Source organism: Pseudomonas moorei, assembly GCF_008801475.1.
GTDB lineage: Bacteria > Pseudomonadota > Gammaproteobacteria > Pseudomonadales > Pseudomonadaceae > Aquipseudomonas > Aquipseudomonas moorei.
In genome coordinates this window covers 124,404-138,479 of sequence record NZ_VZPP01000014.1, presented here as the reverse complement: position 1 = coordinate 138,479, position 14,076 = coordinate 124,404, and the positions used below count along the sequence as shown (strand labels likewise).

Here is a 14,076-nt window from a genome sequence, read left to right as displayed (position 1 = left end):
TCACCACGTTACACGGGTAATAAGTGTGTCTGACGAAAGTTCGGCAATGATGCATTTATTCTCAACGGACTTGCCGAACTCCGGGTGCCACGCCGTATTCGCAATCGTGATGCGTGCCGCGCCCGACAGTGAGACATAGACAACATCTCCCGAAGAAAGGGTGATGGTTAGATTCTTGTCGTTCTGAGTAACCGCAACGTCCGGGTGCAGATGGAACCTTGCGATCGACTTGTCAAAAGCACCTGTCACGCAATCGCTGATCTGCAGCGTGTTCATCGAAGCAGTCCACTCACGTGTGTGCAGGTTTTTACCCTTTAATCTCTTGTAACCGTCGTGTGAGCAAACGATGCGAACAAAATCACCGGAGTTTTCAAACGTCTCTAAGGTGACATGTGCACGACGGGCAACCCGGAATCCGGCCCACACTTCCGACGAGTTTTCTCCATCGATTTCAACTGTGTTATGAGCCGAGGTACTGCGTTGACGATGACGTTCACTGTCTTCACCGTACTGCGATGTCCCCGAGTTAACGAATACCCGCTGGCCAAAAACGCTCAACTCGAAGCTCAGTGTATCTGCATGTGCGTGCCCGGGTTGATAAGCGGGAGCGATTTGCGCAAAGTTCAGGAGGGCTTTGCTGCCCTTGCCGAAGTCGATTTGGGCATAACCACTTTCGGCGTGACATGTTGCCGAAACCGAAGAGGCACTCGGAACTTTTGTAGAAGGCCGACAGCCCAGCAAGCCCGCATAGTTCTCGATATCGCGCAGTGTCGGTGCGATACCGAAGGTAGAGTCGTTGAAGAATGGAATTTCGCCATCGGGATGCTGCATGCTGCGCAGCCAGACAATTCCTCGCTCGATGACATTACGCCACTCGGTCACACGGCTCTCCAATGCATTGACATGGGTGTTGAGTGCAAGATTCAACAGGTCGCACATGTCCCATAGGAGAGCGGCGTGATACATCGGCGACAGCTCAAAGTGCGCGCCGTCTGCCAGGAATTGCTCCTTGACCTCGTTGTCCAGTATTTTCAATCCGGTTTTCAGCCAGTTCCCGGCCTGATCGCCCTGCATGAAGCAACCTGCAAACACTAAAGCCTTGCCGTTCACGAACAAGTGATTCGCAAGGATGTGGTATTCGATCTGTTGGGACAGCGCATGCGTCTGCAGTGCCAGGCTTTCCAGCCAGCGCTTGTCCAGAACAGGCTGCAGGTTAAACCACTTGATCAAGTTCACAATCCGCAGTGACAGCGTATAAGGCTCCCAGCCGCAGCCGTCGAAAGGCGGGTTGTTGAGTATCCAGCTGTTGACCAAGTCGGCTTCCGATACGGTTGAGGGATTCTCTTGGCGGGAGACCAGGTGATCCAGATAGTGCAGGTTGTATAACCAGATTTTTGGCAGCGTGTCGTTTTTCCATTCAATGGCCGCCTTGCTGCCCATAAATTCGAATTGTCCATCCCCGGTTATGCGCGATGAACTCCAATGGGGGGGGATGGCCAGATCAAATGATGGATTTTTGCTGATGTCCGTTGCCGTACACGGCTTGATCTTGGCCAAACGGTAGTAGATTCGGTAGAGAACCTGTTTCGGCCGTAGCATCTTCGCAGTGTAGTAGAGCTTCGAAAGCCGAGCTGTCCGTGCGTTGCGCATAAGAGTCACTAATTGAAATGGATAAATCGTTGTAATGTATTTTTTCGAACCGCTCAGGCGAAATTGAATTTCAGCCAGCGCTCAAAATACAGGAGCTGCCAGAGTTTATAGGTGTTATTGGCTGCACCGGAAAAATGGCTCTTAACCAGTCTTTCTACCTCTTCGCGATTCAGGAACTTGTAGATTCGCTGAAATTCAGACATCAGGCGATCCGCGCCCAGGCGCAGAATGATTCCATCCAGAGGCGGGTTGAACCCGGTCTTCGGACGGTTGACCAGCGCAGCTGGCAGCAGGCTTTTCAGCAGGGCTTTGAGCGGCGCCTTGGGGGCGCCGTCTTTCAGCAGGTCGGCACTTGTGGTGGCGAAGCCGTTGGCAACAACCCGTTCATCGAGCAAGGGTACTCTGAGCTCGATGCTCGCCAGCATACTTGCCTTGTCCGAAACTCCGAGGTTGTGACTCAAAAAACCGGTCATGTCAAAGTGCTGTGCGCACTTTACCTTGTCATTCACATCGCCATCGTATTGAGCCAGCACATTGTCCAGGCGCTGCCTGTAAGTTTTCTCCAGTTCCCGGTAATTGGAAAAAAACTGGTTGAGCTCCTGTTTTGAGAAGTAACCGAGCATCCGTGAATATGCCAAAGGCCAATAACTTTCCTGGGCATAGGAGACGAGGCGCTCAAACTTCTTATCCAGTTTTTTCGGGAAAAGCTTGAGTTTCAGCAGCGACTTGAGCAACGGGTAAACCGAACGGATCAGTTGATGATGCTTGAGTACCTTGTATCGTGGATAACCCGCGAACGCCTCGTCGCCGCCCATTCCGCTGAGCATCACCGTGTATCCGCTCTTCCTGGCTTCTGCGGACAGCCGATATGTGGCCCAGAAAGTATAATCGGACACCAGTTCTTCGGTGTTTTCGGCTACGAAGTCAATCGACTCCAGAAGGTTGTCGTTCGATTCAAGAATTTCGGTGATTTTGAGTTTTTTGCCCAAGTGCTTCGCTATGTCGGCGGAAAACTGAACGTCTATCGCAGAGTCTTCTGTTTCTTCGTATTTTGCGAAAAACAGATCCGCGTCACCGGTGTAGTTTGCAAGGATGCTGGAGTCAGCCCCTCCACTGAAGAACACGCCAACCGGCACATCCGCCTCCAATTGGCGGGTGACAGCGGATTCTATGGTTTCAGCGACAGACTGGTGGGTATTGAAGTTAATGATGTTCTGGTAGCGAACGGTCGTACTGCTTCCCGTTGCCATATCAAATTCGATATAGGTTCCCGGTTGTACCTTTTTTATTTTTTTGTAGCCGGTGTTTGGTTCGTACAGGAAGCCATTGTTGAAGAATTCAAATACGTCGTTGTCATCGATTTCGTTGACAACCTCGGAATAGCTTTTAAGGCCGCGTATTTCCGAGCAAGCGTAAAAGCCATTGGTGTTCGAATAGTAGTAAACGGGTTTGATGCCCACTACATCTCTGACAAGGAAGAATTTCCTGGCGTTCTCGTCGAGAATGACCAACGAAAACATTCCCTGCAACTTCTTGAACGAGTGCTCCTTATATTCGACATACAGCTTTAATATGACTTCAGTGTCGGAAGTTCCGTTGAAGGAGTAGCCTTTTTTCACAAGGTCGTCGCGCAACTCGTGATGGTTGAAGACCTCTCCATTGAAAATGATGCTGACACCATTTCCAGCGTGCATGGGCTGACTGCCTGCAGCGGTGAGATCCAGAATGCTCAGTCGGTTATGACCCAGGCCCAACTGATAATCCGCCACGGTGGTGAAATATGTTCCAGAGGCATCCGGTCCGCGATGTTTTGTGACGGCAAGACTCGTTTCCAATTGACGATTGGCGTCGGAAACGGAGCGCTTAACACAAAAGAAACTTAAACCGCACATTATGCCTGTAGCTCCGTGTGATTATGATCGGCAGTGTTTTGCATGGGCGACGCCTGGCTGACCGAGGGTGCGCCTACATCTGCACGCTTTCTATCGTTGTTTTGAATTTTTGGTGCTCGCGAGAGGGCTTGGGTCAGGATGATTCCCCAAGCGGTTGCGAGCAGCAGGTTGAACGTGATCAGGCGGAAAACGGCAAAAAACAGGCCATAGATAGCCATGGTCATAACCACGGAACGAAGAATCGTCCAGTGAGTCGACTCGACTCTGACCGAGGTCACTCTAAACAGAATCGGGCCCAACAGAATCAACGCATAAGTAATGATTCCAAGCAGGCCGCCCACCATCAGGATATAGAGAGGCCAATTGTGAATGTATGCAACCCACTGGGTGAACGATTCCCCATTGGATGTTTCCCAGCGCATTTCATGTTTGACACCCAGTCCATTACCCAGCACCGGGTGCGACTTGAACATGTCCCATGCGATACCGTACTCCACAACGCGTGAAGAAACGTTAAAGTCGGCATTTTCTTTAGTTGGAACAATTGGCTGGAGCATTCCATCGCCGACGGCGCTCTTGGTTTCCTCACTCGGCTTCCAATTGACGACGGCTTCTATGCCTGACTCGATCAGAAGGCTCATTCGGCCAAGCCAGATCTGTTGCATGCCGGTCGAGAAAATGAACAACAGTCCGCAAAGTCCCAGGGCGATGGCACTGACCGACAATTTTTTCCGCAGCTTTGTGTGGAAAACGAAGATGAACGCGGAAAACAGCATTATCACCAACAGCGCACTCAATAGCATGCTTCGGGTGAAAGTGATCAAGACAGCACTCATACAGAGCAGTGACATCAAGGCGCCGATAGCGGTAATTCGCTTGCAGCGAGATAAGATGCAAGTGACAAACCCGGCTGCCATTCCCACGGGCAACAGACTGTCTGTCGCTTGTGCCAGGACCATAGTTATACGGTCGCGCATGGGGCCAACTGCATTGGCATTGAGCAGTGCGGCTTCTTTAGTAAGTTTGATGGCTTGGGCGTCTGTTGGATCGATCCAGTAGGGCCTCCAGATGCCTTGGTAGAAGTAGTAAAAAACTATGTAGCCAGCGGTCAGAAAAATTAGTGTTGCGACCGAGGCACCTACCCAACGAATGCGGTTTTCATTAGTCCCGACCAATATGCATACAGGGATTAGTGCATAGATGAACAGGAAAGGAATTACGCCCCGCAGCCAGTCAGATAGGGGGACATGATTAAATATGGCAATCGAGAGATTGATGCCCAATATGATGAAGCCGACCAGCAGGGGGGGGGCGAATACCTTTAAGGCGTCTTTTATTTTGTATGTACGCAGCAGCTTTATTAGGCTGATCACAAAGATCGAGCCCAGCAACGCTGCAAATGATAATTCCTGCAGACCTAACGACGCCGGGGCAGGGCGCATGGCGAAGGCCAATGGAAAAAGCGCCAGCAAACCGTGCCAGGGTGATTTTAGCGCCATAAAGACAAGAAGGAGTGCACCGGCAGCGCCGATGTAAAAAGCGGCACCGGGATCTTGTGAGAGAAGAATAGCAATGCCGGATCCTGCAATAATCGCGCAACTGTTCTTATTAAAATATGATTCATTCATCATTATTCTCCAGTCATCTTGTCAAGTGCGTATTGCTTTGAAGTCATTAGGTGTCTGGCCAACGATACGAGCAGGTATACCAACAACGACAGAGTTATCTGGCACGTCTTTTAAGACGACTGCGGACGCCCCGATCTGGCAGTTATTACCGATCTTGATATCGCCGATTATTCTTGCGCCGGCGCTGATATAGCAGTTGTCTCCTATAACAGGGCATTTGTTTATTTCGCTCGAGGCAAAGCCTTCCGCGGCACCGATCGTAATGCCCTGACCCAGGACGCAACCACTACCGATTTTGGAATTCGCGTGAAGCACGACACCTATGGCGCCATAAGCAAAGATCGAGCCTTTTCCTATGCTTGCAGAAACCGGAATATACGAGTTGAAAATCAAAAAAATGAAATTTCGAATAAGCATCGGAATAACCGGGATCTTTCGCTGATAGAACCAGTGGCCAATTCGGTAGAGTGTGACTGCGTTCATTTCAAAACCTCAATTTGCGGAAATCCGCCGGGCGAAGCCGGAGGGTCCAGATTGCGATAATCAACAGAGAGCACATGTAAAGGATGCCCCAGAGCAAACTGATGTTTGCGAAGGTGATCGAAAGTGGTGACAGCATAGCCACCCAGAAGATCACAGGAAGCCGAATGCCGGGACGGCAAAGCAGGTGCAATGTCAGAAGGTAGGCGGAGAAGCCCAGAGCATAGAAAACTTTGGCAGCCTCGAGTCCCTGTACGAAGAAAATCATGCAAACGACCGCGACACTTCCCAGGATAATGTTGGTTGCAATAACTCTGCGGTGATTTCCCGAAGCGATCAGGTATCTTTCAGTCACCACTGCCCAGTAGAGAACCGGCAGGCAAGGGAGCAGAGCCAGATAGCCTGCGTACTTTGGAAATATCCACGAAACGAAGTACCCGAATAAACCGACCAGTGCGAAGTAGAACAAGGCTATCGACATGATGATCCGATACTGTTCCTGGCGCTGGCCTCCGGATATGAACGAAACAAATACAGCCCTGACGTTAATGGGGAAGAGGCTGGTTGCTGACTGGATGATCGATACAATTACGCGAAATAATCCCAGTTCGCGAACGGGGAGGATCTTCGACAGTATGTAAGGGAGGATATTGGTGAATAGATTGAAGAACAGCGTTATTGAAATCATACGCGGCAGCAGGGTGATGACCTGCCAGAGCGTTGATCCCAGTTGCCTGCCAAATGGAAGTTTCGCACCATGCGTGAAAAGAGTCGCCAACGCAAACAGGCACGGAATCAGGTTCGTGAGGCAAAGAATGTGTACGATGCTGAGTGGCCAGATTTTTTGATAACTGATAAACAGGGCCGCAAAAAACACGCTAAGGAATAAGATCAGGTAGCCAATGATCCAGCGATAAAGCCGCAGACCGAACAATGACAGCAGACAGGCAGAGCTGAGCAGCATGACGCTGAGAAGCAGGGGGTCGCCAAGGTCGGTTAATAGGCTTAGTCCACTGAAAAGCAGGAAGATCAGGCCAGCCATGAACAATGAAGTGACAAGGATATGTTCTGCTGCAACGCTAGCCAAAAGTTGTTCGTTGATGATGTCTAGCAATTTCTGAAATAAAAAAACCAGTACGTTGGCTTTAATGAATTCCCCGTAGGCATCAAGTCCATACAGGCCAGGAATAACAAAATTTACTACCAGGCCACTAATCAGTGTCAGTGCCTGAATCACCAGATTGACCATGCCACAACCTTCTTCAATCTCATCATGACTAATTCGAGCACATGATCATCTGAATTAATGGGATCAACGTATGGCGCGGCGACCATGTGATTCATTGAGTCACATGGTCGCCGCGCTCAATCATTTCGATAAGGCTCAGTTCCAGATGCCGCGTGTATCGACGCGTTCGGCGCGCTCAAGGCTGTTTTGGGATATGCATTTGAATTGCTTATGGTCAACAAGCAGGACAATAACATCCGAGCGGCGCAGAGCGTTCTCGATATCACAAAGAGTGACTTTGCCTTCCATGTTGGCAGGTAGCTTGTCGATATTGGGTTCGACCGCCAGTACTGTTCCTGGATGAGCATTTGCGATTTTCAGGGTGATTGCCTTGGACGGACTTTCGCGCAGATCGTCGATATCCGGTTTGAACGCCAATCCGAAGCAAGCCACCGTAACGTCCTTCGCGGTTTTTTCCGAGTTCGCCTGAAGGTGCTTGCCGATGGCCTGCTGGACCTGGTCGATCACCCATTGTGGTTTGCTGTCGTTGACCTCGCGAGCGGTGCGGATCAGGCGCGCCTGTTCCGGCGTCTTGCTGACAATGAACCATGGATCCACCGCGATGCAGTGGCCGCCGACACCAGGGCCTGGTTGCAGAATGTTCACTCGCGGGTGGTGATTCGCCAGGCGGATCAGTTCCCACACGCTGATGTCCAGTTTGTCGCAAATGATCGAGAGTTCGTTGGCAAACGCAATGTTTACATCGCGGAAGCTGTTCTCGGTCAGTTTGCACATCTCGGCGGTACGGGCATCAGTGATGATGCATTCGCCTTCCACGAAAGTCTTGTACAACTGGACCGCGGCTGCCGAGCATTTTGATGTCATGCCGCCAATGATGCGGTCGTTCTCGATCAACTCGCGCAGCACATGACCGGGCAGGACACGTTCGGGGCAGTGAGCGATGCGGATGTCCGATTCTTCACCGTGGGTTTGCGGGAAGCTCAGGTCGGGACGGGCTTCTGCCAGCCAGGCAGACATCTGTTCGGTTGCACCCACCGGAGAAGTGGACTCGAGAATTACCAGATCTCCTTTTTTCAGGACCGGAGCGACGGATTTGCTGGCGGATTCGATATAGGAAAGATCGGGCTCATGGTCGCCCTTGAAAGGGGTGGGGACAGCGATCAGAAACGCATCTGCCGGCTCTGCAATAGTGGTTGCTCGCAGGTAACCCTCGGTCACGGCAGCATGGACGACCATATCCAGATCTGGTTCGACGATGTGGATTTTACCGAGATTGATTGTCTCGACAGCGTGGGGATTTACATCTACGCCAATTACCTTTTTTTTGCGGGCAGCGAAAACGGCAGCCGTTGGCAGCCCGATGTAGCCGAGACCAACCACAGAAACAGTTTGAAAGCTCATACGTGGGCCTTATTAGATATTGGAAAGAATTTCGAGAATGCGAGCACAAGCTTTCCCATCACCGTAGGGATTGTGAGCGTAGCTCATCTGCTCATAGGCATTAGAGTCCGTCATCAGTCGGCTCAAGTTGCTTGTAATGACGTCGACTGCAGTACCAACCAGTTTTACCGTGCCGGCCTCGACGGCCTCCGGGCGTTCCGTGGTCTCACGCATTACCAGTACAGGCTTGCCGAGCGATGGCGCTTCTTCTTGAATGCCGCCCGAATCGCTCAGGATAAGATAGGCACGATTCATCAGATAGACGAACGGCAAATAGTCCAGCGGCTCGATCAGGTGGATGTTTTCGATGCCAGCCAAAAGACGGTTTACAGGTTCTCGTACATTCGGGTTTAAATGCACAGGATAGACAATCTCGACGTCCGGGAACGTTTTCGCAGTGTTGGCCAGTGCTTTGCAAATGTTCTCGAAGCCATCGCCAAAGCTTTCTCGGCGGTGCCCGGTGACCAGAATGACTCTCTTACCATCACCGATAAACGAAAATTGCTCGTGGAAATCCTGTTGCAAGGCCGGGGTGCCGCTGACTCTTGCTACAACGTCAAGTAAAGCGTCGATGACGGTGTTGCCCGTCACGTGGATCGCGGCCTCCGACACGCCTTCTTTGAGCAGGTTCTGTCGAGATGTTTCGGTAGGCGCGAAATGTATCGCGGCCAGCGCCCCCGTCAATTTGCGGTTGGCTTCTTCGGGCCAGGGCGAGTAAAGATTGCCGGTGCGCAGCCCGGCTTCGACATGGGCCACCGGGATCTGTTGGTAGTAGGCCGCTAGTGTTGTTGCCAGCGTGGTTGCCGTGTCGCCATGAACCAGAACGATATCCGGTTTGTATTCGGCAAAGACCTGTTTCATTCCTTGCAGGATCGCCGTGGTGACGTCAGTCAGGTCCTGGCCCGGCTTCATGATATTCAGATCGAAGTCAGGCTTGATCTCGAACAGGTCCAGTACTTGATCGAGCATTTGGCGATGCTGGCCGGTCACGCAAACTTTGGCTTCGAAGCGTTCGTCGGCGGCAAGGCTTAATGCCAGTGGAGCCATTTTGATTGCTTCAGGGCGCGTGCCGAATACACATAACGTTTTCAAAGTCATCACAACACCGCTATTTAAAATTAATGAATTTTACTGCCTATACATGCCGTACCACTTGTCCGAAGCCGGTTGACTCGATAGTTCATTGAGTCGTTCTTCCTTGTTGGAGCTCAATGATGGTCAACTCAACCGGCATGCTGGCCCCTGCGAGTTTTATATAGATGTTCATTGGATTTACTGATGTTGTGTACATCTTGCTCTCAAGGGGCGAGTGATTTTTTAATAGTCCGTATCCGGCTTTTCCACTTTCAGGCGTATCTTGATCATGAATTGAAAAGCCGTTTTTGCGCTTGCTGTCCGGTTTTTTCGTTGGCAGATTCATATTTTGAACAGCGTGTTCGATTGACTATCGCTAAGCTTGCCCAAGGGAAACCCCGAACGGTGGCGCCGTTTGCCGTCATGAGTGGCCGAGGACGCTTAATGCGCCGTCGCTCGCAGCGAGCCTGTGTCATTCCTTTTCCGACTCCGACATTGTCGAAAGACATTTTTGTCATCAAGGGCAATCATCGCTCGGTTTGTGTAAGCCGTGTATCTCTTTGGACGTAGAGGGCACCAGCGCCTCCGTAAGTCGCGGTCAGCCCGGATTCGCTTGGCATGTGTGAATGCGTCGCGGATTATAGCCTTCTTTGTGTGGCGCTTTCCAAGGTTGTGGCGTTGCGAAGATCCTCATCGCTGGTGACGGAATGGCCAAAGGGCTGAAAGCACGGGTGTTGAGTGCTCATGCAGCGATGATGTCAGGTTCAGGCGGTGATTCATTGCCCAGAAATTAGGGATCACTGACCTGGGTTACTGGCCCGCCGTCACACCGATCGATGAACGGTCACCATTTTTCTCTGTAACGGTTACCCTCGTAGAGCGCCGGCTGCCGTCTGTTGAACCAAAGCAGGTGACGATACCCGCTTCGCAGCAGTCAGTGTCACGAGGTGGTACCGTGAGGGGCAGACGTTTTCCTCTGTGACTTTCAGTCTTCGGCAGGAGGCATTTTTTATCTAGGTAGCGGGTTTTAAGGGAATTTCGGCAGAACCTAGGTATCATAAGACCTGCACAAGGGCCCATACAGGGGGCGAAGGATTAAAGTTTCGGACTTGGGAAGTCGTGTCTCTCAGCGTTTAATTTTTGAGTCTAAAGGCAATAGTTATTCTCGATTTCAGGAGCTTGAAGGGGTGTTCGATAGGTTTATGGATAAGATCAGAGCGGTTTTGTTGAGCCTTCCTCGTCGACGCAAGCGTGTCTTGCAGGTAATTGCCGATGTTTTTCTGGTCTGGCTATCGCTGTGGATGGCTTTTGTAGTACGCCTAGGGATAGACGAACTTAATAGTCCCATTCAACAGCACCTCTGGCTTTTCTTTAGTGCTCCTGTCGTGGCTATACCCCTCTTTGTTCGATTTGGCATGTACCGCGCGGTCATGCGTTATGTCGGTAATGATGCACTGATCGCAATCGTCAAAGCAGTAACTCTTTCATCGCTTATTTTGGGCGTGGTGGTTTATTGGTACAGCAATCATCAAACGATCGTACCAAGATCAATTATTTTTAATTATTGGTGGCTCAGCCTTGTGATGATTGGCGGGCTACGAATTGCCATGCGACAGTATTTTTCTGGCGATTGGTTTATTGCCGCTCAGCACGTACCGTTTGCCAATACAGATGATGGCTTGCCTCGCGTGGCTATCTATGGTGCCGGGGCGGCTGGCAACCAATTGGTTGCTGCACTGCGCATGGGCCGGGTAATGCGTCCAGTTGCTTTCATCGACGACGATAGCAGTATTGCCAGCCGTGTCATTGCAGGTTTGCAGGTATTCAAACCGAAACATATTCAGCAAATGATCGACACTACCGGTGCCCAGGAAATTCTACTGGCGATCCCTTCGGCCAATCGAGGCCGTCGTCGCGAAATTCTTGGCTTTCTTGAAGGGTTTCCTCTGCATGTGCGTAGTGTTCCGGGATTTATGGATCTGGCAAGTGGTCGCGTTAAGGTTGATGACATCCAAGAGGTGGATATCGCAGATTTGCTTGGTCGGGATGCCGTGCCCGCTCAAGGGGATTTGTTGGAACATTGTATAACCCATCAATCCGTTATGGTGACAGGGGCGGGTGGTTCAATCGGCTCTGAGTTATGCCGGCAAATTCTTGAATTGCGGCCGACAACGCTCTTGCTGTTCGAACATAGTGAATTCAACCTCTACAGTATTCTTTCAGAGCTTGAGCAGAGAATTTCTCATGAATCGCTTTCTGTAAGATTACTACCTATTCTTGGTTCGGTCCGAGATGAGAGCAAGCTGTTGGATGTGATGAAAACCTGGCATGTCGACACGGTTTATCACGCGGCCGCATACAAGCATGTTCCGATGGTCGAGCATAATATTGCAGAAGGTGTGTTGAATAACGTCATCGGTACATTGAATACAGCCCAGTCTGCCCTGCAGGCAGGTGTCGCAAATTTTGTCCTGATTTCCACAGACAAGGCCGTGCGTCCCACTAACGTCATGGGCAGCACCAAGCGTCTTGCCGAGTTGACTCTCCAAGCACTCAGTCGTGAAAAGGCTCCAGTATTGTTTGGCGACAAGGCCAGTGTGTCTCAGGTAAACAAAACACGATTTACCATGGTTAGATTTGGCAATGTGTTGGGCTCTTCCGGTTCCGTGATTCCTCTTTTTCACAAGCAGATCAAGTCCGGCGGACCGTTGACGGTCACTCATCCGAAAATCACCCGTTACTTCATGACTATTCCTGAGGCTGCACAGCTCGTCATTCAGGCGGGGTCTATGGGGCAAGGGGGAGACGTGTTCGTGCTCGACATGGGGGAGCCGGTGAAAATCGTTGAACTGGCAGAGAAAATGATCCACCTGTCAGGTTTGAGTGTTCGTTCGGAAAAGAACATCCATGGGGATATATCCATCGAGTTCACGGGGCTGAGGCCTGGGGAAAAGCTATACGAAGAGTTGCTAATTGGTGACAACGTATCAGCAACATCACATCCGATGATCATGACCGCCAGCGAAGATTTCCTGAGCTGGGAAGCCCTTAAGGTCAAACTAACGGAGTTGCTTGTAGCTGTTAACCAGGATGACTACGAGCGCGTACGCCAACTCCTGCGCGAAACCGTCAGCGGCTACACCCCCGACGGCGAGATCGTCGACTGGATCTATCAGCAACGTCGCCTCGAGCCCTGATTATTTCACATCCTGCAACGGACACATTTTTGACAGGCTCCTGACATCACCTAAATTTTGGAGACAGCTTCGGAAAAGCTGTTTCCTCAATTGATGTCATGGAGCTTCATTTATGCGTAATGGCTATTTCTCCTCCCTCATTTTTGCCTTGCTCACCAGCGCCTCTATCACTGCAGTTGCGGCACCGGCTGTGAAACCGGAAGCCAGTAATCCCGCTGCAGTTGCGACGATGTCTACCGCCGCACAGTCCGGCAAGATCAATCTCAATGCTGCCGATGCTTCAACATTGCAAAAGGAACTGTCGGGGGTTGGTGAGGCGAAAGCCCAGGCGATTGTTGCTTATCGTGATATCAATGGCCCGTTCGCTTCCGTGGACGAGTTGCTTGAAGTGAAGGGGATCGGTAAGGCGATTCTGGATCGCAACCGCGATAAGCTGGAAGTGAACTAAGCTGAATATTCAACGCCAAGGGGCCGGTCATTGACCGGCCTTTTTTCATTCTGGCGCGTACTGGGAGGTGGTGCCTTTCGTCGATGTATTTAAAATTACACCTATCATATATTCTGAGAATTATGAGTATAATAAAATCTGTCCCAGTCGAGACGCTTTGACAATTCAAGCGCTCACCCTTCCTCCGCATTCCCAGGAGCTCTGTCATGAATTCTGTCCAGTCCCAAGGTACGGCCCTTGTCACCGGTGCCTCCTCCGGTATCGGTGCTGTTTACGCACAACGCCTCGCATCCCGCGGTTTCGATTTATTGCTGGTGGCTCGCGACCAGCAGCGGCTGGACGAAGCGGCGAGCAAGCTGCGCGCCGAGTATGGCGTGCAAGTCGAGGTGCTCAAGGCAGATCTGACGCAACGGGACGATGTGCTGAAACTCGAACAGCGTCTGCGCAGCGATTCGAGTATCAGTCTGCTGCTCAATAACGCCGGTGTAGCGACAGACGGTTTGCTGGCCAATGCCGATACCGATGAGCTAGAGCGATTGATCCAGTTGAACGTTACGACCGTCACACGTTTGGCATCGGCAGCGGCCGCCAGTTTTACCAAGGCGGGCCGAGGAACGATCATCAACATCGCTTCGGTAGTGGCGTTGTTTCCCGAGCGTTTCAATGCGACTTACAGCGCCAGCAAGGCTTACGTTTTGAGCTTGACCCAGTCACTGAATGCCGAACTCGACGGCACCGGTGTTAAGGTCCAGGCCGTGTTGCCGGGCGTAACGCGTACCGAAATCTGGGAGCGCTCCGGTATCGATGCAACCCAGATTCCTGCTGACATGGTCATGGAAGCTGGAGAAATGGTCGATGCGGCGTTGTCGGGTCTGGATCAGGGGGAATTGATCACCATTCCTTCCTTGCCGAACCTCTCCGAGTGGGAGTCCTATGTAGCGGCGCGTCATGCGATGGCGCCGAATTTGTCCAGAAGCCAGGCCGCCACGCGTTATAAATGACGTGTCAGGCATCGGCA

11 protein-coding genes are annotated in these 14,076 nt (G+C 51.3%); 3 read left to right on the top strand and 8 right to left on the bottom strand.

Annotated features, from left to right (window positions below; genetic code table 11):
• The 8 genes from F7R06_RS24950 to F7R06_RS24915 form a co-directional block, all read right to left on the bottom strand.
• A complete protein-coding gene (locus F7R06_RS24950; protein ID WP_090317931.1) occupies positions 1–1,650 on the bottom strand; it encodes a heparinase II/III family protein in 1,650 nt (549 codons plus the stop codon).
• A 53-nt stretch (positions 1,651–1,703) separates the two neighbouring features.
• Entirely contained in the window at positions 1,704–3,542 is a 1,839-nt protein-coding gene (gene asnB, locus F7R06_RS24945; RefSeq protein ID WP_090317934.1) for an asparagine synthase (glutamine-hydrolyzing), read from the bottom strand.
• Positions 3,542–5,170 carry an O-antigen ligase family protein gene (locus F7R06_RS24940; RefSeq protein WP_090317937.1) on the bottom strand — a complete coding sequence of 543 codons (1,629 nt, stop codon included), beginning with the start codon at positions 5,168–5,170 and terminating at the stop codon, positions 3,542–3,544. Before F7R06_RS24940 ends, asnB begins: the two co-directional genes overlap by 1 nt.
• 21 nt (positions 5,171–5,191) lie before the next feature.
• Positions 5,192–5,653: a serine O-acetyltransferase gene (locus F7R06_RS24935; RefSeq protein WP_090317940.1), complete on the bottom strand. Its 462-nt coding sequence runs from the start codon at positions 5,651–5,653 to the stop codon at positions 5,192–5,194.
• A 1-nt stretch (position 5,654) separates the two neighbouring features.
• Positions 5,655–6,899: a hypothetical protein gene (locus tag F7R06_RS24930; protein ID WP_090317943.1), complete on the bottom strand. Its 1,245-nt coding sequence runs from the start codon at positions 6,897–6,899 to the stop codon at positions 5,655–5,657.
• Between the two features lie 135 nt (positions 6,900–7,034).
• Positions 7,035–8,300: a UDP-N-acetyl-D-mannosamine dehydrogenase gene (gene wecC / locus F7R06_RS24925; RefSeq protein ID WP_090317945.1), complete on the bottom strand. Its 1,266-nt coding sequence runs from the start codon at positions 8,298–8,300 to the stop codon at positions 7,035–7,037.
• A gap of 12 nt (positions 8,301–8,312) precedes the next feature.
• Positions 8,313–9,437, bottom strand: coding sequence for a non-hydrolyzing UDP-N-acetylglucosamine 2-epimerase (wecB, locus tag F7R06_RS24920; RefSeq protein WP_090317948.1), 1,125 nt, complete (start codon positions 9,435–9,437; stop codon positions 8,313–8,315).
• Positions 9,438–9,519: 82 nt separating this feature from the next.
• Positions 9,520–9,759, bottom strand: a complete 240-nt coding sequence (locus F7R06_RS24915) for a hypothetical protein (protein WP_139204758.1) — start codon at positions 9,757–9,759, stop codon at positions 9,520–9,522.
• Between the two features lie 856 nt (positions 9,760–10,615).
• Here F7R06_RS24915 and F7R06_RS24910 point away from each other — a divergent pair.
• The 3 genes from F7R06_RS24910 to F7R06_RS24900 all read left to right on the top strand — a co-directional run bounded on the left by F7R06_RS24910 (position 10,616) and on the right by F7R06_RS24900 (position 14,059).
• On the top strand, positions 10,616–12,610 hold the full coding sequence (locus F7R06_RS24910; protein WP_090318380.1) for a polysaccharide biosynthesis protein: 1,995 nt from the start codon (positions 10,616–10,618) through the stop codon (positions 12,608–12,610).
• Positions 12,611–12,722: 112 nt separating this feature from the next.
• On the top strand, positions 12,723–13,058 hold the full coding sequence (locus tag F7R06_RS24905; protein ID WP_090317951.1) for a ComEA family DNA-binding protein: 336 nt from the start codon (positions 12,723–12,725) through the stop codon (positions 13,056–13,058).
• A 206-nt stretch (positions 13,059–13,264) separates the two neighbouring features.
• Positions 13,265–14,059, top strand: coding sequence for an SDR family NAD(P)-dependent oxidoreductase (locus F7R06_RS24900; protein WP_090317954.1), 795 nt, complete (start codon positions 13,265–13,267; stop codon positions 14,057–14,059).
• The last annotated feature ends 17 nt before the right edge of the window (positions 14,060–14,076 follow it).

What these genes read in the sequence shown, in the direction of transcription:
- F7R06_RS24950 (WP_090317931.1), bottom strand. Translation starts at nt 1,650, where the DNA reads ATGCGCAACGCACGGACAGCTCGGCTTTCGAAGCTCTACTACACTGCG.
- asnB (WP_090317934.1), bottom strand. Translation starts at nt 3,542, where the DNA reads ATGTGCGGTTTAAGTTTCTTTTGTGTTAAGCGCTCCGTTTCCGACGCC.
- F7R06_RS24940 (WP_090317937.1), bottom strand. Translation starts at nt 5,170, where the DNA reads ATGAATGAATCATATTTTAATAAGAACAGTTGCGCGATTATTGCAGGA.
- F7R06_RS24935 (WP_090317940.1), bottom strand. Translation starts at nt 5,653, where the DNA reads ATGAACGCAGTCACACTCTACCGAATTGGCCACTGGTTCTATCAGCGA.
- F7R06_RS24930 (WP_090317943.1), bottom strand. Translation starts at nt 6,899, where the DNA reads ATGGTCAATCTGGTGATTCAGGCACTGACACTGATTAGTGGCCTGGTA.
- wecC (WP_090317945.1), bottom strand. Translation starts at nt 8,300, where the DNA reads ATGAGCTTTCAAACTGTTTCTGTGGTTGGTCTCGGCTACATCGGGCTG.
- wecB (WP_090317948.1), bottom strand. Translation starts at nt 9,437, where the DNA reads ATGACTTTGAAAACGTTATGTGTATTCGGCACGCGCCCTGAAGCAATC.
- F7R06_RS24915 (WP_139204758.1), bottom strand. Translation starts at nt 9,759, where the DNA reads ATGAATCTGCCAACGAAAAAACCGGACAGCAAGCGCAAAAACGGCTTT.
- F7R06_RS24910 (WP_090318380.1), top strand. Translation starts at nt 10,616, where the DNA reads ATGGATAAGATCAGAGCGGTTTTGTTGAGCCTTCCTCGTCGACGCAAG.
- F7R06_RS24905 (WP_090317951.1), top strand. Translation starts at nt 12,723, where the DNA reads ATGCGTAATGGCTATTTCTCCTCCCTCATTTTTGCCTTGCTCACCAGC.
- F7R06_RS24900 (WP_090317954.1), top strand. Translation starts at nt 13,265, where the DNA reads ATGAATTCTGTCCAGTCCCAAGGTACGGCCCTTGTCACCGGTGCCTCC.